The sequence below is a fragment of the Algibacter sp. TI.3.09 genome, assembly GCF_038154905.1.
Lineage (GTDB): Bacteria > Bacteroidota > Bacteroidia > Flavobacteriales > Flavobacteriaceae > Algibacter.
Genome location: NZ_JBAKAN010000002.1, coordinates 932,307 through 955,229, shown reverse-complemented (window position 1 = coordinate 955,229; position 22,923 = coordinate 932,307). Strand labels below are relative to the sequence as shown.

The following is a 22,923-nucleotide window of genomic DNA, read 5'->3' as shown; positions in this document are numbered from 1 at the left end:
TTTTAAACTACAAAGCCGTTAACCTATATAGGTTAACGGCTTTTAGATCATTTTATTGAGTATTTTATTACTGCACACTAAACACTATTGGTAAGGTATAAATAACACCTACATTTTTGTCACGTTGCTTTCCCGGTGTCATTTCTGGAATGTTATTAATAACACGTTCCGCTTCTTTCTCTAAATCAGGATGTGTTCCTCGAGTTTTAATATCGGTAACACGGCCTGTTTTATCAATTTTAAACTGAGTTCTAATCACTTGTTTTCCAGATAAACCAAGCTCGCTACCTAGATTAGTATCAAATTTTCTCTGAACCAACTTTGTTATTTTCTCAGACATACATTTACGTTTATCTAAGTTTGTTTTTTGGTTTTCGCATCCCGGATAAACAGGCACTTCTTCAACGCTAACAAAATCTACTGGAGGCTCATCGGCTGGAGGGCCTTCAACAACAATATCACCAATAGCAATAGGCTTAGACGTTGTGTTCTGATCGGCCGTTTTAATATTCATAGCTTCTTCAAGCGGCGCATCATTATCAATTTCTTCTACCTTATCAATTAATTTAGTCGATTTTTTAGGTTCTGGTTGAACCTCTTTTACCGGTTCGACATAAATTTTGAAGTTTTCAATTCGAATCTCCTCAGGTTCGGGATCAAAATTAAAACTACTTTCTTTGGGAATTTCCGACTCAAACTTCATTTCAAAAAGACCATACACCATAAATAAACAGATGATTAAGCCCACTTGAAAGTAAAGCGTAGAGTTTTTTTGTAAATTTGCATCATGCTTTTGCGATTTTTTCACGATTTGCTCATTTTGCCGAATGAGTTCGTGAGTTTTCTTTGGATTACTCATAATTATTAAAATTTAAATGTTAATATTATGATAAAGTTGCAATAAGCATACCAAAAAAGAAATCCCGCTACAGAAATGTAACGGGATTTTATATTTATTGTGCTGTTGTTTAACAGCTATAAAGAAATTTAATCTTGAACTTGGAATACAATAGGTAAAGAGTAAGGTACTGTTACTGCTTTTCCACGTTGCATACCTGGTTTCATTTTAGGCAACATATTGATAACACGTGCTGCTTCTTTTTCTAAACCTGGGTGTGGTGCTCTTGAGCGAACTCCAACAACATTTCCTGTTTTGTCGATTTTGAAGATTACGTTGATACGTTGTCTTCCTGATAAACCTAATTCACTAGCTAATTCAGTATTGAACTTTTTAGTAACGAATTTTTGAATTTTTTCAGACATACAAGCCTTCTTAGCTGCGTTGTTACCTTTTTCGCAACCTGGAAAAACAGGCACGTTTTCAATAACAGCAAAAGGTACTTCAATATCTTCATCAACCTCTACAACTTCTATTTCTTCAACCTCAACAATTTCTGTTTCTTGATCAACCTCAGTAGATTCTATAATAGTTTCTTCGATTTCCACTTCATCTTCAACAATCTCAATAACATCTGGAGCTGCTGGTGGCGGTGGTGGAGGTGGTGGCGTTTGCATTAGATTAGTAATTGGAATTTCTTCCTCTTCTATTTCGTCCATACTTACCACTCCTATATCGGTAATTACGTCATCATAAGTTTTGAAATTAATAGCATAGTTCGTTAAGAATAACATTAACGCTAAGCCGATTGCAAAGTACAGTGAACTGTTACGTCCAACATTTGCTTTAGGATTTTTTTTAGGTTCCATAAATTTAATTAGTTTATCAAGATTGCTAAAATAACTATTTATTTGTCAAAAAAACAAGTCTTTATTGCTTTTTAACTTGTAATTTGTTTATTCGCCACAATATCAAAGCTGTGAGTAATGCTCCCAAGGAGTTTGCTACTACATCATAGATATCCATGGCGCGATAGTCCGTCATAGTATCTTGTAACACCTCAATAACTATACCAAAAACCACAGCAAATACAGTTGCAAATAATAAAGCTTTCATTTTTTCCAACTTAAAGTTGAAAATAAAAGCAGCATACCACAAAATAGTAAAAACTACATAGGCTCCAAAATGGAAAATTTTATCTCCATTAGAAACATTTACTTTTGGCATATCTTTAAGAGACATTAAACAAGCTGCCGCCAAAGCAACAGTATATAATACAGCTAAGACTATTGCCGACTTTTTAAGCACCAATTAATGCTTTATAATCGTCTGCAGACATTAACCCTTCGATTTGAGAAACATCAGAACATTTTACTTTAATCATCCATCCATCTCCGTAAGGATCTGTATTTACCTTTTCTGGCTCATCTTCTAAAGCTTCATTAAACTCTATAATTTCACCTGAAACTGGTAAAAATAAATCTGAAACTGTTTTTACAGCTTCTACCGTTCCAAAAACTTCTTCAGCTTCTAAAGTTTCGTCAAGAGTTTCTACTTCAACATAAACAATATCGCCTAGCTCACTTTGTGCAAAATCGGTAATACCAATTGTTACAACATCGCCGTCAACCTTTATCCACTCGTGGTCTTTTGTGTACTTTAATTCTGATGGAATATTCATTTTATTTTTATTTATTAAATACGTTTAATATGTAAAACTAATTTTTATAAGTTTTCACAAATGTATTTATTCAAGATTGATTTTCAAATAGATTAGTTGTTAATTCCCAAAATTATATCTAATGGTAAAACCAGAACGAATAGTTGTTAATGGAAACGCAGTAGAAATAGCATATTCAGAGAAAGAATAGTCGAAATAAAAGATACCTGTTAGGTTTTTACTGAAGGCATAATCGGCGGAATATTTTAAACCCCACATGGTTTGACCTGAAGTAACCTGATTATTTTCTAAATCTAAATAACGAATAATTGTTTTATTATCACGAATAGATATATCTGCTTTCATGTTTAAATCGCTAACAATACGCTTTTGCGGTCCTGCTAGATTAGATCTAATTCTTAAATCTTTTATTCTATACCCTAAACCTAAAATGAATTCGTTACCAATAATCTCCGTCATTAAATTATTATCGAAACTTAAGGATATCAAACGGTCCTTTTTAATTTCGGCTAGAATTTTTACAGAGTTTTTCATTTCCATATCTATTCTTACTAAAGGACTAAACATTTCTGTTAGGTTTATATTACTAAACAAACGCTCGTTTTTATAATTCCCAGACTGATCTTTAGTATCATCTGGCTGATCATCATAAGGCAGAGAGAAATCTACTTCATTGTAATCCAAATTAGTTTGAAACTGGTTAATAGTATATGTAGAGCGGTAACCATGTGTTAATGAAAAACGTTTAAAACGCTTTTTAAACCATGCCATTTTCATGAAACCAGAATATTTTAAATCCCAGTTAGGTATTGGAACATCTCTAAAAGCGCTCATGTTTACTTTGTTTGCATCTGTACCTGCATATGCCGCTAAAAATGCTGGCAGCAATACGTTTTGACTATTTTTACCAAAACCTTTTGGATAACCTTCGTCATCTAAATCATTTACATCTGCTCCATTTTGAGCCGCTAAACGGCGTGCAATAATAAGTCGGTTACTTCTAAAATCGTTAAAAGCATCAGATACTGTTTCATCACTTTTACTAAAAGCTGTTTTAATTAAAAGTGTAGATATATTAAAATTCCCGAATGTGTTTGGTGTTAAGCCAATGTATTGGTTATCGTTATTAACATCTACTCTATAATTTTCTGTGAAGTTTTTATAGTAAGTTCTATTACCTACAATATCAATTTTTAAATCCTTAACAGGCTCTAAACTTGCAGAGACATCTAATTGTTTTGTATTGGTAGATGTAAATTGTTGATTAAAATCTTGATAAACCGTAAGCCAACCGTTTCTTGCAGCTAAACTTCTAATGTCAGCTTGGCTACCAAAGGTATAACCAAAAGTAGGTTTAAGTGTCCCTAAGAAACCAGGTGTCTGCGTGTAACCCGGTAAATATGTACCATTATTTTCAGAGTAATTAAATTGTACCCTTTTAACCGATGTTAGTATATCTATACCTGCATTTAATAACTTGGTAGTCGATTGACTTTTAACTTTAGGTTGTTTTTTATCTTTTGCGGATGATTTACCAGTTGGTGGTCCCGTTGTTCTTGTTCGCACACGTCTAATTGGCTTTTTAACTAACCCAATATATTTATACAACTTATTCATATCAAAAGATGTATTAATATTATGCGTATTGGCATTTTGAATAGTGTTACCCAAATCGTAAGTTTCGCCATCTAGTTCAAGACTACCATATAAATCTGATCCTTTTTGCCATTGAAAGTTACCCGTATATTGGTAAGTAGCATTAACAAAACTAAATACTGGAATTTTATTAAGTGGTAATTGATAGGTTAATCCAAGATTTTGCATTTGCCTGTTTGGATCTCCAAAATCTAAAAAGCCATCCCAAACATCAAGCGTTGGATCTTGCTCACCATTAATAATATTATCTTGAAAATAATTACGAACAATGTTATTATTAGAAGCTGTAAAGTTAAACTGAAGCGACTCGGTTAAATTGTAATTTACAGTATACTGAAAATCGAAAGTATAATTTCTTCTAAACAATTCTTCAATTTCAATATTTGAACCTCCTGATAAATCGGCATCTCTAAATTTTTGTCTATTAAACTGACGATTTAAATCTGTATTAATTGTAAAACTAGAAGGCAACAGGTTTAAGTTGAAATCTTTTAAAATCTTCCAATATTTTCCGGTAAATAAAGAATCGTTCTTTTTAAAGGGTTGAATAGTTACCGGGTTGAAGTTATGCGCATAATTTGCACCAACACGAACTGTTTTACTAACTGAATTTTCTATTTCGAAATCGCGATGTTCTACTTTATTGTAAGAATAATTTAAAGTAACATTCTCTACATCGTAAAAACGTGGTTTTGCTTCACCTGTTCTATTCTTTCGAACACCAATTAAATTAATACTTTGGCGTTTGGTATAATCTTCAGATTGTTTTTTAATTTTATCTTTATCCACTTCTGTTTCAGCAGCGTCTAATCTAGAATCTAAAGTTAAATCTTCGTAGAATTGATCGTATTTTGGCGTAATTAATTCTTCACTTTGCCCGTAATTAAATGGTATTTGAATGCCCCATTTTTTAGGTAACAACTGCCCCACGTTAACATTAGTAACAACATCGTATTGCTTAACGTCTTCTAAACTACGTTGACTTGGTCCTTGCTCTAATGCACCAAAACCAGAGGTACTTTGACTTCCTGTAGCACTAATACTAGCAAAATCTGCAAAGTTGGTATCCATACTTACTACAGCAGCCCAACCACCTTCATTATCCATATCAGATAATCGCATTTCGTTAAACCAAACAGCTCCACAAACATCACCTTTATCACTAGAAATATTTTTAACACCAACCATAAGGGTTCTAATGTCTCCAAAATTTGGATTTCCTTTAATACCTACACGATGTTGCCCTAGTGTATAACCACTAAATTCATCGGACACTATTTGAATATCATCTCCAATAACATCATAGAATGTTGGATCTTCGTTAGCCAAAGACATATCTGAAATTCCCTGAGCTTTAACTTTCCCTAAAATTTCAATAGGAATATTAATTTCATTCACATCTGGCCACAAGCCATCTCTTGTTGTAGATTGAGAAACTTGTAATGGTATTTCTATTTGATAGTAATTCTCTGTTAAATCATTACCCATTCTAATAAACCCGACTAGCTCTTCATCATCTAAATTACCAGAATCATCGTTATCCGCATGCATAAACATTCTTAAACGTTTATACTGACGCATATCGAAACTAACATTTTTATAAACTCCCCTTGAGTCTTCTGCTTCTAAACCACAAGCCTTAAGCACCAACGACTGTTCATTTTGCTCAACTACCGTATTGTTATTATAAAGTTCTTCAGGTTCAATTCCTGGAGGACTTTCGTAACTTTCATCGTTATCAATGGTGCCAATAATTTCAACAGAAAAATCAACACCCGAGTCATAAGGTATATCATCGTTCAAAGTCTGTGCGTATCGACGCCAATCGCTTCTCACTAAATCTAAAGTTCCAAAACGAAAAATAGTAGGCTGAACAAAGTCTTTTAGATATATTCTTGAAAAACGTACAGAACGTAAATCACTAATACCTCCAACAGCAACTCTATCATTCCCTTCAACAGGAATTCTAATTTGGTACCATCTTACATTAACACTTTCTCCGTTTGGCAACGTTCTAGGTTGATCTTTAAAATCTCTTAAATATTCTTTTAAAGGATTGGCATCTGAAATATTATCAAATTCCGCAATTGATTTTGGCAAATATTGTGGCTGAATATCTAATTCATATTCATAATAACTATCAATCGTGTTCATGGTATTATCACGATTAATATCTTCTACATCAGGTTGAGTGTTAGCACCACGGTCGGTATCACTAAATGTATCTGGTGTGTTGCCTTCAACCCCATTATATTTTTTATAACGATCAAAAATATCTCCTTCGGCGTTTAAAAAATACTCGTAGTTGTCATTTGCAGGATCATCTAAACCACTGTAGTTATTATAAATTGCGGTAAGCTCTGGATCGTCGGCAATTACCGGTGTTTCTCCAGAATCTGGATATCCATCGTAACCAACATCTTGATTGGTGCGCTCATCTCCCGTAGAATCGAATGCATAAATTAAAGATTGGTTTTGAGGCACTACCGTTCCCCAAGCTGTTTTTTGAAGCAAATCGATATTACCATCATCAGGTAATCCGTTTTCATATAACTTTCTACCATCTTTTATAATATCTTCCGAGATATTCCCCAGGTTAAAAACTAGTTTACCACCGGGATTAGCTTGGTTTTCTTGAAAAGGATCTTGTAACCAAAACTCGATATACTCCACGTTTTGCTGTTCAAAATCTGTTGAAGTTAACTGGCGCGTAATACCCGCCCAACTATCTCTAGCTTCTACATTATCAATACCATCGGCAGCAGCAGGATCGTAATTATAAGGTCCACGCTCTTGTGGATAATATGCTAAATCTAACGTGTAAATTACAGAATTTTGTCCTTGAACTAAATCTCGATCTGGAAACAACTCGTTTATAAAAACACGACTTGTATAAAGGCTAGACATATCCTCATCTGTAATATCCTCTGGTCTTTGGCTTGTATAAAAAACAGGATCTATAGAATACCAGTTTAACATGGCACGTTGATAACCATTTTGGATACCATTATCATCCTCATTACCATTGGTAGGCGTATTTAAACCAACAGGTCTACTAGATAAAAACCAAGATTGTTGCGAACGTAAATCTATTGAATTTTGCGATCCTTCAAAATCGTCTATATAAGATGTAGCCTCGCCATTTAAGTTAGTTCCGCTTGGAGAACCCGGCAGTAAATAGGCCACCTCTCCTCGAACAGAAAAATTAGATTCGGCATCGGTATCTATATTTGGCAACTTATTAACCAAACGTGTTAAAAACGGAACTTGCGTTGCGTAATTTCCATTAAACCCTACAATAGTATTGTTTATAGGCTCGGTACCATAATTTGCTTTTTGAGTAATTGGCCGTTCATTTAAATTTAAAAACGTTCCGCCTAAAACAAAATTCTCATTAAACTTATGTTCTACATTTATACCTGTAAAACGTTTAGTTTGCTGACCAAAAACAGCATTATTTTCTGTTGAAACTTCAATTGGTGTATTCGAAGCTTTTAAAGATTCATCTAAAATTTGAACCTGACCTAACTGATAATTTACAGTATAATCTATACCTTCAACCAAAACACGTCCGCCAGCAGTAACTCTCACAGACCCTGGTGAAAGATTAAAACCACCAATCGAAATACCATCGCCACCCGATGATTTATAACGTCCTTTTAGTTTGAATTTATTCTTTTCGTTTTCGTCTAAAGCTTTTGTTTTTGTACTTTTATACAGCACATCGTAAACATATTTTTCTTGATTTTCGTTGTATGATCCGTCATTTTCATAATCACCACCACCTAAAACATCAAATAAATACTCTCCAAAAGGTTCTGCATTCGGAAAAATAATTTGTCCGTTTTGCGATAGTACCGTAATACCTTCAACAAAGTCGAAAAAACCATCACCACTTGTTTGTGGATCGTTGTTGTAGTTTAATTTATCTAAATTGAACACACGTAAAAGTGGTTGTTCATTTAAAGGTTTCTCTCCAGGTAATGGATCAGGAAAATCTGTTGTTCCAACTGGTGTAATATAGTTTAAAGGAGAAGCTTCATTATAGAAAATATTCAATTTAAAATCTTCCGAACTTAAATTATAAGCACCCGTGTCGTAGATGTTTTTCATCATTAAATCCCAGATAGGAAGATCGACATTGGTAATACTACTTTTTAATAATTTTACTACTAAATTACTATTTACAACCTGAGTAACATCGCCATTTGTATTTGTAGTAACATCGGTAGCAGAAACACCATCGTTGGCAAATTCACCAACCTGATACACCTCGCCACCTATAGTATATTGGAAGGCAACGGCTAATACTTCATCACTGTTTAAACGTTGGTTTAATGAAATATAACCTAACTCTGTATTTAAATTATATTCCGAACTTTCAGTTAATTTTCTTGCATTTTCTAAAGTTGAATAATCGAAACCCTCATTAGTTCCCGATACTTCTATACCCGACTTAATGGTTGCCACATCTCTAATGCTAGCATTTAATTGAGATGTTGGCCCAGACTGCGTTATTTTAGTTGGATCGAATGCATTGTTACTATTTTTAGGAAGCGCGCCCGGCCCGCCAAAAACATTAACTCCAGAATATACTTTATCACTTTCACCTAAATCCTGAAGTGCCACAATATTTCTAACATTATCTGTTCTATTACTTCTGTTAGTAATCCAAACTTCAATTCTAGTAATTTGTAAACCTCTTGTATCTAAATATGGGTAAGTTTTTAAGGCCTTATCATAATTATCTCTAAAATACTGCGCTAAGAAAAAGTGTCTATTTTCGTCATAATCTCTAATAAACAATTCGAAATCCTCAAGTGTTCCACCACTTTGCGCTACAACGGTATTAGATTCAGAACGCTGTTCAGAAAACACACCTGTAATAGTAGTTTTACCAAATTGCAATTGTGCTTTTACACCAAATAAACTTTGTGCTCCCGTTATTAAAGAACTATTTAATGGCATACTTACGTTACCAACTTCTATTTTTTGAAGGATATCATCCTCGGTTGGCGTGTACTCTAATTTTATAAGATTTTGAAAATCGAAAGTAGATTGTGTATCATAATTCGCATTTATTTGAAGACGTGTTCCCACTTTTCCTAATAAACTTAAACTGATACGTTGATCGAAATCGAATGTAAAATTACTTCTATTTCTTGGTGAAAATGATGGATTATCTTGTTTTGAGAATAAAACACCCAAATCCATTTCTACAGAACCTTGCGGAATAACCTCGATGGTACTACCTCCAAAAATAGATTCAAAAAAATCGGACTTTACATAAAACTCTGGTAATAGGTTTTTTTGAGCTTCGTCTGCTCCCTCTTTTTTACCAGAAAACGCATCGACTTTTTCTTTATAATAACTACTTAAATTTTGTTTTGAAACCAAAGCATAGTACTCCTTTGGTGTTAAAATTACAGGATAATTAATATTGAATTTACCTATTTTTTCGGTGTAAATATACCTATCAGTTAAAGCATCATAAGTGTATTTAGACTCAATACTATTTGGTCTCGATGTTTTTATTTCACCTTGCTGATACCCTTTTTTTACAGAATCTTGCTCTTTTTCTTGTCCCCAAGATATTACTGAAAAACACAGCATGGCCAATAAAAAAGCCACGTGTTTTATTGATTTATAAAAATAGAGGTTAGTTCTTCTCAAAATGGACTATAATTTTTTTAGAGCTTGTTTTATAATAGATTCTACCGATGCATCGGGTTCGGCCATTACAATTTTTTCCACAACACGTTCGGCTTGTTTTTTAACAAAACCAAGCACTTCTAAAGCAGATAACGCTTCATCCTTATTGGTATTGCCTTGAGAAACAGAAACTTCATCTATATCATAAATTTTCAATACTTTATCTTTCAAATCGAGTATAACGCGCTGTGCTGTTTTAGCTCCAATCCCTTTTATAGATTGAATAAGTGCCACATCGCCAGTTGCAATACCTTCTCGCACCTGCTTTGGTGTTAACGAAGACAACATGGTACGAGCAATGCTTGCTCCAATACCACTAACAGATAATAACAATCTAAACATTTCTCGCTCGGCCACAGACGAAAACCCATACAATGTATGCGAATCCTCTTTAACCTGAAGATGCGTAAACAATTTTAATTGTTCCGCATCTGGTATGTTTGAAAATGTATGTAATGATATATTTAACATATAACCAACACCGTTGCAGTCTATTACAACATGTGTTGGGTTTTTTTCTACTAATTTACCTTGAATGTGTGTTATCATAACCGGATATTGGTCCCTTCCAAATGTAATAAAATTATTTTAGCTCGGCATGTTCTACTTCCCACTTCTCTTTATGTTGAGCGTCAATTACAGCAATAGCAGCCATATTTACAATCTCGTCAACATTAGCACCAAGCTGAAGAATATGCACTGGTTTGCGCATCCCCATCATAATCGGCCCTATAGACTCGGCTTCATTTAATTCTTTTAATAACTTATAAGTAATGTTTGCTGAATCTAAATTCGGAAAAATTAAAGTGTTTACTTTTTTACCTACTAATTTAGAGAACGGAAACTTTTCACGAAGCATTTCATCGTTTAAAGCAAAATCTGTTTGTAACTCACCATCAACAATCATTTCTGGATAATGTCTATGTAAAAAAGATACTGCTTCTCTTACTTTCGAAGCACGATCGTTTATAGACGAACCAAAGTTTGAATAAGACACCATAGCCATTACAGGCTCTAAACCAAACATTTGAACCACTTTCGAGGTCATTTGAGTAATTTTAGCCAAATCTTTCGCCGTTGGATCGATGTTTATTGAGGTATCACTTAAAAATAAAGGACCACGTTTAGTCATCATTAAGTTGGTTGTTGCAGCACGTGAGATACCTTTTGCTAAACCAATTAATTCTAACATCGGTTTTACAACAGATGGGTAGTTTCTAGAATATCCAGAAATTAATCCATCGGCATCACCTTCGTTCACCATCATGGCAGCAAAATAATTACGCTCGCGCATTAAACGTTGCGCAGCATAATACGTTACACCACGACGTTTGCGTTGCTCCCAATATACTTTTGCGTATTTATTTTTACGCTCATTTTCTTCTTCTTCTTTTGGGTCTACAATTAAAATATCTGCATCGAACTCAATATCTTTCATTAAAGATAAAATAGTTTCTTTCCTTCCTAATAAAATAGGAATAGCAATACCTTCATCATATACAATTTGAGCTGCTTTTAAAACATCTAATTGATCTGCTTCTGCAAAAACAATACGTTTTGGCGCTAATTTAGCTCTGTTTAATAATAAACGAACTAATTTATTATCAGATCCTAAACGTTGTAGTAAACTATCTTTATAACGTTCCCAATCTGTAATAGGTTGTTTTGCTACACCACTTTCCATAGCTGCTTTTGCTACTGCTGGTGGTACTTCTGCAATTAACCTTGGATCGAATGGTTTTGGAATAATATAATTTTTACCAAAAGTTAATCGTGTTTCTCCGTAAGCAATATTTACTTGTTCTGGCACTGGTTCTTTAGCCAATTTAGCTAAAGCTCTTACCGCTGCCATTTTCATGGCTTCGTTAATTTTAGTTGCGCGTACATCTAAAGCGCCTCTAAAAATAAAAGGAAAACCAAGTACATTATTAACTTGGTTAGGATGATCGCTACGACCGGTTGCCATTATAATATCTTTTCTAGTATCTACCGCTAATTGGTATTTTATTTCCGGATTAGGGTTTGCCATAGCAAAAACAATAGGGTTTTCTGCCATTACCAATAGCATCTCTGGCGTTACAATATCTGCCATAGATAAACCGATAAATACATCGGCATTTTCCATAGCCTCTAGTAAAGTATCAATTTTTCTGTGTGTTGCAAATTCTGCCTTTTCATCAGAAAGCACTTCTCTATCATCACGAATAACACCTTTACTATCTAGCATTACCATGTTTTCGCGCTTTGCACCACAAGCTTGGTACAAACGTGAACATGAAATAGCTGCTGCTCCGGCACCACTAATTACTATTTTAACTTCTTCTAGCTTTTTACCTGCAATTTCAACTGCATTTAACAAAGCTGCTGCCGAAATAATTGCAGTTCCGTGCTGATCATCGTGCATTACAGGAATATCTAATTCCTCCTTTAAACGACGTTCAATTTCAAAAGCCTCAGGAGCTTTTATATCTTCAAGGTTAATACCTCCAAAAGTTGGCGCTATATTTTTTACGGTTTCAATAAAAGCATCAACATCTTCTGTATCAACTTCAATATCGAATACATCAATATCTGCGAAAATTTTAAATAATAAACCTTTACCTTCCATTACGGGTTTCGAGGCTTCAGGACCAATATTTCCTAAACCTAAAACGGCCGTTCCGTTAGATATTACGGCAACTAAATTTCCTTTAGCTGTATATTTATAAGCTGCTTCTTTATCTTTTTCAATTTCTAGACATGGTGCAGCAACGCCTGGCGAATAGGCTAAAGACAAATCGCGTTGGGTGGCATATTTTTTAGTTGGAACAACTGCTATTTTACCTGGAGTTGGTTTTGCGTGATAAATAAGGGCTTCTCTACGCTTGCTTTCTTCACTCATATAGATGGATATTTTATTTATTGTTAGCCTTTTAAGGTTTAAAAACCCTCCGTTTTAGACGAAGTATTTTAATAACTTAAAAGGATTTGCTTCTAACTTACAAATATAATAATCCTGCCAAGCAAACTGCTATTCTTTTAAAAAATTGATTTTTATTTTACTCTTGCTATTTAATCTTCTTTTAAGTTGATTACAAAAAACAAAAAAGCCTTAATTATCAACTAGTGACAACTAAGGCTTTTTAATATTATTTATTGTTCAATTATTTATTCAATACTTCTGCTCCTTCTGGTTTAGAAAAGAAATTATCTTCTACCGTTGGAGAAAAACTAATATCACTAACATCTATTTTAGTGATATACTCACCTAACCCATCTTCTTTATCTGTTGTAGACCAGTATGTTTTAAATCCAGTTGCAAATACAATACCATCCACAGTAGTGGTACCTTGAGTTACTGTAATTTTCTCTGGTGCATGCCCTCCGTTTGGAAAATACTGCGGATAAGACACAATATATTTAAAAGCATCTACCAAGTTTGTTTCTGCATTTATATATAAAATGTAATAATCATCTGGCGCAGCTCCAATACCAGCATCGTAAGTTGCTTTTAAAACTTTTTGAGTAGCGCCTTGAAATTCTTGTTCTGGTAATAATTCAAGATTTACACCTTCACCATCTAAAACAAACGGCTGACCAGAAAAATATAATGGTGTTAAGGCCCAAAACTGAGTATCGTAAGCAAACGAAGTACTATCCTTAGCTTTTAACCAAGCTTCTTCACCATCCCAACCATAGATAGATGTTGGATCTTCAATGCTATTATGCCTTGCTTTATTACTCCAAGTATCAATAGTTTGATAAGAATCTCTAATACCTTTTCCATTTAATGGTTGGTAGTTAAAATGAAATGAAAGGTACCCGTTTGAAAACCATTTATCTAATCCGCCATGAGCTTCCATAGCGCTCCAAAGCACTTTACCTGCTTCCGTAGCATTCAGTTTTTTATGTGCAGCCTCTACTCTTTTTTCTATCCAAGAGGCTGGAATATCATATTTTGCTTCGACACTTTCAACCTCTGCGTTAGCAACAGCTTCTACTTTATTTGTTTGCTTACAAGCAACAATAGTTAATACTAAAAATAAACCTAGAAGTTTATAAGATGTTCTCATTGTATTATTTTCTTTTATTGATTAATCTATCTTAGTCGAGACTAAACCTCGAACATTTCAAAAAAACATTATTTCTAAAGGAAATATTACTGGTTACTACTACTTTTTAATCGAAAAATTAAATGTAGCACCTTGTCCTAATTCCGAAGTTACACTTATTTTCCCTCCTAGTTTTTCAACGATCTTTTTTACTGTAGCTAAGCCTATACCATGACCTACTTGACCAAATTTATCCTGATCGGCAACCTTTGTAAATAATTTAAATATTTTAGTTTGATCACTAAGCTCGATACCTGGTCCATTATCTTTTATAAAAAACTTATAATGTGTATTGGTTTCTTGTACATCCATTTCAATAAGTACATCATCCTTATCACTATACTTAATAGCGTTACTTACTAAATTCATTAGAATATGATGAATAGCTGTTTTATAAACACGTACAGACTCTAAAGATGACTTTAAAATCATTTTTACATGGTGATCTGAATTAAATAGCTGAGCAATTTCAGTAATTAATTCCTGCAAATTAATATTTGATTTACCTTCTTTTAAAAGCCCGTCACTTTTACTATAACTAAGCAATCCATCAACTAAATCTCGAAGACTATCTGCAGAACTTATTATTAACTCTAAAAGTTTTAAACCTTCTTCATCAATATTTAGCTTATAATCTTCAATAAATATTTCTGCTAAACTAGAAATATTGATTAAAGGTGATTTTAAATCGTGAGCCGCAATGTATGCGAAACGCTCTAACTCATTATTTTTCTCTTCTAAATCCGTTAGTGTTTTCTCTAATAAAAATTTATTTTTACGGAGTTCTAACAAATTCATAACCTGATTTGAAAGCGCAGACAAAGACTTTATTTGTCCTTCATTTAAAACATTTGGTTTATGGTCCATAACGCACAAAGTACCCAATGGTAATCCGTTTTTACTTGTAAGTTGCGCACCTGCATAGAAAATAGCATTAGAATCCCCAGTTACTAGAGGGTTATCATGAAAACGAAAATCTTCTCGGGTATCGGGAACAATAAAAACACCATCGGTATTATTTATAGCATGAGCACAGAAAGACTGTTCTTTAGGAGTTTCGGTAGTATCTACACCATGGTGCGATTTAAACCATTGGCGTTTATTATCCAATAGGCTAATTAAAGCAATTGGGGTACCGCATATTTCGGCAGCAATGGCCGTAATATTATCATAATCTGTTTCTGGAAGCGTATCTAGTATATTATAAGACTCTAGGTTTTTAAGCCTTTCAGCTTCATTTTCTGGTATATCTGGGGTAACCATAATAATTAAATTTAATATTATAGCAAATTACTTTATATTGATGAAATAATCCCACAATGAATTGTTAAATTTAACCACAAAACCATCTGCAATGGTAATTAAAATTCTTTAGTTAACAAATCTTAAAACGCATAATTAGTGAGAGTTATCTATTATTAATAAGTTATTTTAAGAAATTAATATTTCTTTTTAAACCAGCAAATTTAGTGCGTTTAACTGCCGATTTCTGAAACACTTTTTTGAAAGTGTCTTCAGTAATTTCTTCCCAATCTTTTTTATTCATTGAAAGTAATTCGGGATGCGGATTGAATAACGGCTCACTATGTGCTTTGGAAAATCTATTCCAAGGACAAACATCTTGACAAACATCACAACCAAACATCCAATCGTCCATTTTCCCTTTAAATGAACTTGGCAAATTTTCCTTTAACTCAATAGTTAAATAAGAAATACACTTACTCCCATCTACAACATAAGGTTCTACAATAGCTTCTGTAGGGCAAGCATCAATACAGGCTGTGCAACTACCACAATGGTCGGTAGTGGCCGAATCGTATTCCAACTCTAAATCAATAATAAGTTCGGCTATAAAATAAAATGATCCAACTTGCTGCGTTATTAAATTACTGTGCTTACCTACCCAACCTAAACCCGACTTAGCCGCCCATGCCTTATCTAAAACAGGTGCTGAATCTACAAATGCTCTACCACTAACCTCGCCAATTTCATCTTGAATAAAATGTAACAGGTGTTTTAATTTATCCTTTATGATATGATGATAATCATGTCCGTAGGCATACTTACTTAATTTAGGTGCGTTAGAGTCTTGTTGTACTTCCGAAGGAAAATAATTTAATAATAATGATACCACACTTTTAGAATCTTCTACGAGTAAAGTTGGGTTTAAGCGCTTATCAAAGTGATTTTCCATGTAGCGCATTTGCCCATTCATGTTTTTGTTCAGATAGTTTTCTAAACGTGGCGCTTCTTCTTCTAGAAATTGAGCTTTGCTTATACCACAAGACAAAAAACCGAGGCGTTTGGCTTCGGTTTTAATTAAAAGGGTATAATCTTCTTTGTTCACGTTATTTCTTAAAAAAGTCCGCCTTGAGTTGGGCCTTTTACACGACCTAAATGTTTATAAGCTTGTTCTGTAACTTCTCTACCACGAGGTGTACGCATAATAAAACCTTGCTGAATTAGAAAAGGTTCATAAACTTCTTCAATTGTTTCAGAACTTTCACTTACTGCCGTTGCAATTGTAGAAATTCCAACTGGGCCACCTTTAAATTTATCAATAATGGTAGTAAGTATTTTATTATCCATTTCATCTAAACCATGTGCATCGACATGTAATGCTTCTAACGCATATTTAGCAATGGAGATATCAATACTACCGTTACCCTTTATCTGAGCAAAATCTCGAACACGACGTAACAATGCGTTAGCGATTCTAGGTGTACCACGACTACGACCTGCTATTTCAATGGCAGCCTCCATGGAGATTGGAACGTCTAAAATAGTAGCACTTCTTTGCACTATATTGGTAAGTAAGTCTGTTTTATAATACTGTAATCTACTTTGTATACCAAAACGTGCTCTCATTGGTGCTGTAAGAAGCCCTGAGCGCGTTGTAGCACCAACCAAAGTAAATGGGTTTAGATTAATTTGAACCGAGCGCGCATTGGGCCCAGTTTCAATCATGATATCAATTTTGTAATCTTCCATAGCCGAGTACAAATATTCTTCGACTATTGGGCTTAACCTGTGAATTTCATCTATAAATAAAACATCACGTTCGTCCAGATTAGTAAGTAATCCAGCCAAATCCCCTGGTTTATCTAATACGGGACCTGAAGTGATTTTAATGCCAACGTTTAATTCATTAGCTAAAATATTTGCTAAGGTTGTTTTACCAAGTCCTGGAGGTCCATGAAATAAAGCATGGTCTAGAGCTTCACCTCGTTGATTTGCTGCTTGAACAAATATTTGGAGATTTTCTAAAACCTGATCCTGTCCCGTAAAATCATCAAATGATAGGGGTCTTAATTGTTTTTCAACATCTAATTCTTCAGGTGAAAAATGCTCGTCGCTAGGATCTAAATTTTCATTCATTCAACAAATATATTTTAAAGCTACTTAAAGCATTCAAACGTGATTAAACTATATAGCAAATATAAATAAAAAGCCTCTCCAAAATGGAAAGGCTTTTATTTATATCAATTTCTCTTTTACAAGATGCCTTTTAATAAGGCCTCAATTATTAGTGTTGTAATTCCTCTTCACCTTCCATTAAAGGAACATCTTGAGGTACAAAATCTACATCGTGACCTGGTTTACTGTAATCGTAAGCCCAACGGTGTACGTGAGGAATCTCTCCTGGCCAGTTACCGTGGATATGCTCTACAGGAGTAGTCCATTCTAAAGTAGTAGATCTCCATGGGTTTTGTGTTGCTTTCTTACCATAGTACATACTTGCGAAGAAGTTGTATAAGTAAATTAACTGAACAACACCACCAACTAAAGCGAAAATAGTAATGATAACGTTAACATTAGCTAAATCATCAAATAACGGAAAGTTAGAGTTTGTATAGTAACGACGAGGTAAACCTGCCATACCAATAAAGTGCATTGGAAAAAATACTCCATAAGCACAAACTGCTGTTATCCAGAAGTGAATATAACCTAAGTTCTTGTTTAACATACGACCGTACATTTTTGGGTACCAATGGTAGATACCAGCAAACATACCATAAAGAGCAGATATACCCATTACTAAGTGGAAGTGAGCTACTACAAAATATGTATCGTGAACGTTAATATCTAAAGCACTATCTCCTAAAATAATTCCTGTTAAACCACCAGTGATGAATGTTGATACAAAACCGATTGAGAATAACATGGCAGGATTCATCTGTAAATTACCTTTCCATAGAGTTGTAATCCAGTTGAATGCTTTTACCGCAGATGGAATTGCAATTAATAAGGTTGTGAAAGTAAACACAGAACCTAAGAAAGGATTCATACCTGAGATAAACATATGGTGACCCCATACAATTGTTGAAAGGAAAGCAATAGCTAAAATTGAAGCAATCATGGCACGGTATCCAAAAATAGGTTTACGTGAGTTAGACGCCATAATTTCAGATACTAATCCCATTGCAGGTAAAATTACAATATATACCTCTGGGTGACCTAAGAACCAAAATAAATGTTCGAATAATACAGGTGATCCACCTTGATAGTGTAATACTTCACCTTGAATAAATATATCTGATAAGAAGAATGATGTTCCAAAACTTCTATCCATGATCAATAATAACGCTGCAGATAATAATACAGGGAAAGAAATAATCCCGATTACCGCCGTAATAAAGAACGCCCAAATTGTTAATGGCAATCTTGTCATTGACATTCCTTTTGTACGTAAGTTAATAACCGTTACAACATAGTTAAGAGATCCTAACAATGAAGAAGCGATGAATATCGCCATGGCAACTAACCAAAGTGTCATTCCCATACCAGAACCACCTTGAGCCATTGGTAAAGCACTTAATGGAGGATAAATTGTCCAACCAGCTGCTGCAGGTCCTGCTTCAACAAATAATGAAATTACCATGATTACACTTGATAAAAAGAATAACCAATAAGAAACCATATTTAAGAAACCAGATGCCATATCACGTGCACCAATTTGCAATGGAATTAGCAAGTTACTAAACGTACCACTTAATCCGGCCGTTAGTACAAAGAATACCATAATGGTACCGTGAATAGTTACTAATGCTAAATAAATATCTGCATCCATAACGCCTCCTGGAGCCCATTTACCTAATAACGCTTCAAATAATACATTAGGCTCTTCTGGCCATGCAATTTGCATACGAAACATTAAAGACATCAGAATTCCAATAATCCCCATAAACGTACCAGTTACAAGGTACTGCTTAGCGATCATTTTATGGTCTTGACTAAATATATATTTAGTTACAAACGTTTCTTTATGATGATGTCCGTGGTCGTCGTCGTGAGCGTGAGTATCTGCGTGTGCTGACATAATCTTATATCGTTTTTATCTTTTTAATTAGTTAATTAGAGAGTTTTTGAATTCTTTTTGCTCCTTAATCCAAGCATCATATTCTTCTTGTGTTTCTACAATAATCTTCATTTGCATATTGTAGTGCGATTTTCCACAAATTTTATTACAAAGTAACAAGTAGTCAAATTCGTAACGTTCTAAAGCCTCTTCACCTTTAGCAACTAACGCCTTACTTTTTTCAACTCTTATCTCATTAATATTTGTAACCTTCTCTTGCATTTGTTGCGTTTGGCGCATATCTACTGTAGTTACAGTAGGCGTAAATCCAAATTGAGTAATCATACCAGGTACACAGTTCATTTGCGCTCTAAAATGAGGCATATAAGCTGAGTGTAATACATCTTGAGAACGCATTTTGAATAATACTGGCTTCCCAACAGGTAGGTGTAATTCTGTAGTAATGATATCATCTTGAGCATTAGGATCAGCTTCATCTAAACCTAAAATATTAGCTCGGTCTATATCAATTAAACGTACGTTAGCTTTTCCTAAAGTATTATCTGCTCCAGAATATCTAGCTTTCCAGTTAAACTGTTGTGCATACAATTCAATTACTAACGGATCATCACTTTCGTCAACACTAGTAATGTTAATCCAAGTACTTAAACCGTATATAATTAAACCAGCTAATACAATTACAGGTATAATAGTCCAAATGAACTCTAACTTGTTATTATCAGCGAAGAACAATGCTTTCTTACCTTTTTCACCTTTATATTTAAAAGCGAAATAATGTAGTAAAAACTGAGTTACAGTCTGTACAAAGAAAATAAGCACCATTGAGATAACCATTAAGTTATCAATGATTGGGCCATGAGCAGAAGCAGAATTTGACATTAATGGCAAATCTCCCCATTTAACAAAACATACAATGGTAATGATATAAATGAAGGCTAAGAAGCCCATCATTAAATATGCATTCATTGTGTTGTCTTTGTCTGTAGCAACAGCACTGTTTTCTCCTTTAGCCTGAGCTAAATCGAAAATTTTAACCATTTGCCATATGGCAACTAAAATAAATACTAAAACTATAATTGTTAATAAAGCAGTCATTGGTATCGTTCGTCTTTATTTATATCTTAATTAATAATGAAAATCTTCACTTTCTTTTCTAAAAGGATAACCTTTTACTAATAGTGGTGCTTTTGTTAAAGCGGTGAACACTACAAATATGAATAAGCCTGCGAAAAGTAAAACAGAAGCTATTTCAGGAATTCCAATAAACCATCTATCTCCAACGGTTGCTGGCATGATCATGTTAAAAATATCTACGTAATGTCCGAATAAAATAACCAATCCAGCCATAACCACAAACCAAGGAATACGTTTGTATTCAGCGTTCATTAATAATAACAGTGGGAATACAAAGTTCATAACAACCATTCCTAAGAAAGGTAATTGATAATCTTGGAAACGTGTTACGAAGTAAGTTACCTCTTCTGGTATATTAGAGTACCATATAAGCATGAACTGTGAGAACCATAAGTATGTCCAGAAAATACTAATTGCAAACATAAACTTAGCTACATCATGCAAGTGGTTTTCATTAACAAACTCTAAATAATTTTTAGACTTTAAATAAATAGTAACTAAAGCAATTACTGTAATTCCACTTACAAACATACTTGCGAATACATACCATCCAAATAAAGTAGAGAACCAGTGTGGATCTACACTCATAATCCAATCCCAAGACATAATAGATTCTGAATAAATAAAGAATACTAAGAATGCCGCAGAAATACGGAAAGACTTTTTAAAGTTACTGTTATCTTCGGCTGTATCTTGCGCGATAGAAAATTTACGTGCAAAGTGACGGTATAAACTCCATCCAGCAATGAAAATTAAACCTCTTACAGCAAACCAACCAATATTTAACCAGCTAGATTTACCATCAATTAATTTATCGTAGTGATGACTTTCTGGGTTAGTTACCTCAGGATTCATCCACATAAAAATATTATAATGCCCTATTGTACCAGAAGCTACTGCAATTGCAAGAACAATTAATGCTCCAGGTAATAAGTAAGCTGTAATACCTTCCATTACTCTAAATAACACTGGTGACCATCCTGCTTGAGCAGCAATCTGAATAGCATAAAATGCTAAAACCCCTAAAGCTATCATCATAAAGAAAAATGCCGCAACATATAACGCCGACCAAGGTCTATTCGCTATTTGATGTTGTACGTGCTCAACGTGTTCTTTATGAGCATCTACATGATGTTCTCCAGATTTAGCATGAGCTGTGTCGCCATGAGCGTTTTCTTCTGCATGTGCATCATGAGCCGGTGCCGCATGAGCTACATCTTCACCATGACCACCACCGTGATGCGCTTCTTCTGCAAGTAAGGTTTCAACCTCTTCAAAAGATAAATGAGATGTAAAAAAACCATAACCAACGCCTATTGCTCCTAAAAGCATTAGAATGAAAGAGAATGTCTTTAATTTATTTGAAAATGTGTACATATCTATAATAATCTTATCAATCTTACTTTTCTAAATCTGCCTTCAACGTTAAAACATAACTAACAACTTGCCAGCGTTCTTCTTCGTTTATTTGGTTAGCATACGATCCCATAGCATTCTTACCATAGTAAATAGTATGATAAATACTTCCAGCGGTAATAGCTCTACCAGCGTCATCGTAACTTGGAATACCCAAGATCTTTTCACGCTTTACTAAGTTTCCTTGTCCGTTACCTTTAGTCCCGTGACAGATTCCACAGTAAATATTGTATAACTCCTTTCCTCTTTCAGTATCAATATCATCGGCGCTAAGCGGACTCATTAAAGTGGCCTTTGCTAATTCATATCCTGCAGTAGAGTTTTCAATATCAAAAGGCACATGACCTCTTGCTACAGAACCTTCAGCAGGTATTTGAGCCTCTACTCCATCTTTGAAAGCTGCTTCACCGTAAGTTTCATAACCAGCAGACTCATACATGTTAGGCATAAACTGGTAGTTAGGTGCTGTATCCTTTTTACAAGAAACAGCTACTAAAACAACTGCAATTACTAATATTTTAATTAAGCTTTTCATACTTTAAATTAATGTGCTTTATCAACTAAATTAATTTCTACTGCTCCTGTTCCTGCTAATAACTCCTCTAGTTCCTTTTCATTTCCATTAACAGCAATTTCCATTAAGAAATGATCATCCGTTGTTCTTGGATCTGGATTTTCAGCATTTTTAAATGGCCACATTCTACTTCTTAAGTAAAAAGTAAGAACCATTAAGTGAGCTGAGAAAAATACCGTAAGCTCGAACATAATTGGAACGAAGGCAGGCATGTTTTCAATATAACTAAAACTTGGCTTACCACCGATGTTTTGCGGCCAGTCTTCAATCATTATGAAATTCATCATAACAGTTGCTACAGTTAAACCTATTAAACCATAAATGAACGCCGTAATAGCAATACGAGTAGGTGCTAAACCCATCGCTTTGTCTAGTCCGTGAACTGGAAATGGTGTATATATTTCTTCGATATGAAATCGTTCTGCCTTAACCTTTTTAACAGCCGACATTAAAACGTCATCATCCGTATAAATAGCGTGAATTACTTTAGATGCTTCCATT

At 34.2% G+C, this 22,923-nt stretch carries 16 protein-coding genes; all 16 read right to left on the bottom strand.

Annotation, left to right across the window (positions count from 1 at the left end; translation table 11 throughout):
• Window positions 1-67: 67 nt before the first annotated feature.
• The 16 genes from V6246_RS11755 to V6246_RS11680 all read right to left on the bottom strand — a co-directional run bounded on the left by V6246_RS11755 (window position 68) and on the right by V6246_RS11680 (window position 22,922).
• Window positions 68-859 carry an energy transducer TonB gene (locus V6246_RS11755; protein WP_341560685.1) on the bottom strand — a complete coding sequence of 264 codons (792 nt, stop codon included), beginning with the start codon at window positions 857-859 and terminating at the stop codon, window positions 68-70.
• 128 nt (window positions 860-987) lie between these two features.
• Window positions 988-1,707 carry an energy transducer TonB gene (locus V6246_RS11750; RefSeq protein ID WP_341560684.1) on the bottom strand — a complete coding sequence of 240 codons (720 nt, stop codon included), beginning with the start codon at window positions 1,705-1,707 and terminating at the stop codon, window positions 988-990.
• A gap of 61 nt (window positions 1,708-1,768) precedes the next feature.
• The gene (locus tag V6246_RS11745) at window positions 1,769-2,146 is read right to left on the bottom strand and encodes a VanZ family protein (protein ID WP_341560683.1); all 378 of its coding nucleotides are present in this window, start codon (window positions 2,144-2,146) and stop codon (window positions 1,769-1,771) included.
• The gene (gene gcvH / locus V6246_RS11740) at window positions 2,139-2,519 is read right to left on the bottom strand and encodes a glycine cleavage system protein GcvH (RefSeq protein WP_341560682.1); all 381 of its coding nucleotides are present in this window, start codon (window positions 2,517-2,519) and stop codon (window positions 2,139-2,141) included. The genes V6246_RS11745 and gcvH overlap by 8 nt, the downstream gene beginning before the upstream one ends.
• A gap of 99 nt (window positions 2,520-2,618) precedes the next feature.
• Window positions 2,619-9,848: a T9SS outer membrane translocon Sov/SprA gene (sov, locus tag V6246_RS11735; protein WP_445818995.1), complete on the bottom strand. Its 7,230-nt coding sequence runs from the start codon at window positions 9,846-9,848 to the stop codon at window positions 2,619-2,621.
• A gap of 6 nt (window positions 9,849-9,854) precedes the next feature.
• Entirely contained in the window at window positions 9,855-10,436 is a 582-nt protein-coding gene (gene ruvA / locus V6246_RS11730) for a Holliday junction branch migration protein RuvA (RefSeq protein ID WP_042504722.1), read from the bottom strand.
• A gap of 34 nt (window positions 10,437-10,470) precedes the next feature.
• Window positions 10,471-12,768, bottom strand: a complete 2,298-nt coding sequence (locus tag V6246_RS11725; RefSeq protein WP_341560680.1) for an NADP-dependent malic enzyme — start codon at window positions 12,766-12,768, stop codon at window positions 10,471-10,473.
• Window positions 12,769-13,030: 262 nt separating this feature from the next.
• On the bottom strand, window positions 13,031-13,939 hold the full coding sequence (locus V6246_RS11720) for a hypothetical protein (protein ID WP_341560679.1): 909 nt from the start codon (window positions 13,937-13,939) through the stop codon (window positions 13,031-13,033).
• A 99-nt stretch (window positions 13,940-14,038) separates the two neighbouring features.
• On the bottom strand, window positions 14,039-15,241 hold the full coding sequence (locus V6246_RS11715) for a sensor histidine kinase (RefSeq protein WP_341560678.1): 1,203 nt from the start codon (window positions 15,239-15,241) through the stop codon (window positions 14,039-14,041).
• Window positions 15,242-15,404: 163 nt separating this feature from the next.
• Complete coding sequence (gene queG / locus V6246_RS11710) at window positions 15,405-16,325, bottom strand: tRNA epoxyqueuosine(34) reductase QueG (RefSeq protein ID WP_341560677.1); 921 nt, start codon at window positions 16,323-16,325, stop codon at window positions 15,405-15,407.
• A gap of 8 nt (window positions 16,326-16,333) precedes the next feature.
• Entirely contained in the window at window positions 16,334-17,356 is a 1,023-nt protein-coding gene (gene ruvB / locus V6246_RS11705; protein WP_341560676.1) for a Holliday junction branch migration DNA helicase RuvB, read from the bottom strand.
• 148 nt (window positions 17,357-17,504) lie between these two features.
• Window positions 17,505-19,298: a cytochrome c oxidase subunit I gene (locus V6246_RS11700; protein WP_042497561.1), complete on the bottom strand. Its 1,794-nt coding sequence runs from the start codon at window positions 19,296-19,298 to the stop codon at window positions 17,505-17,507.
• A gap of 27 nt (window positions 19,299-19,325) precedes the next feature.
• Entirely contained in the window at window positions 19,326-20,393 is a 1,068-nt protein-coding gene (locus V6246_RS11695) for a cytochrome c oxidase subunit II (protein WP_159019061.1), read from the bottom strand.
• Between the two features lie 30 nt (window positions 20,394-20,423).
• Window positions 20,424-21,809 (bottom strand): quinol:cytochrome C oxidoreductase, encoded by a 1,386-nt coding sequence (locus V6246_RS11690; protein ID WP_159019060.1) that lies wholly within the window; start codon window positions 21,807-21,809, stop codon window positions 20,424-20,426.
• A gap of 22 nt (window positions 21,810-21,831) precedes the next feature.
• Complete coding sequence (locus V6246_RS11685) at window positions 21,832-22,383, bottom strand: c-type cytochrome (protein WP_304404985.1); 552 nt, start codon at window positions 22,381-22,383, stop codon at window positions 21,832-21,834.
• A gap of 8 nt (window positions 22,384-22,391) precedes the next feature.
• On the bottom strand, window positions 22,392-22,922 hold the full coding sequence (locus V6246_RS11680; protein WP_341560675.1) for a DUF3341 domain-containing protein: 531 nt from the start codon (window positions 22,920-22,922) through the stop codon (window positions 22,392-22,394).
• Between the last annotated feature and the right edge of the window lies 1 nt (window position 22,923).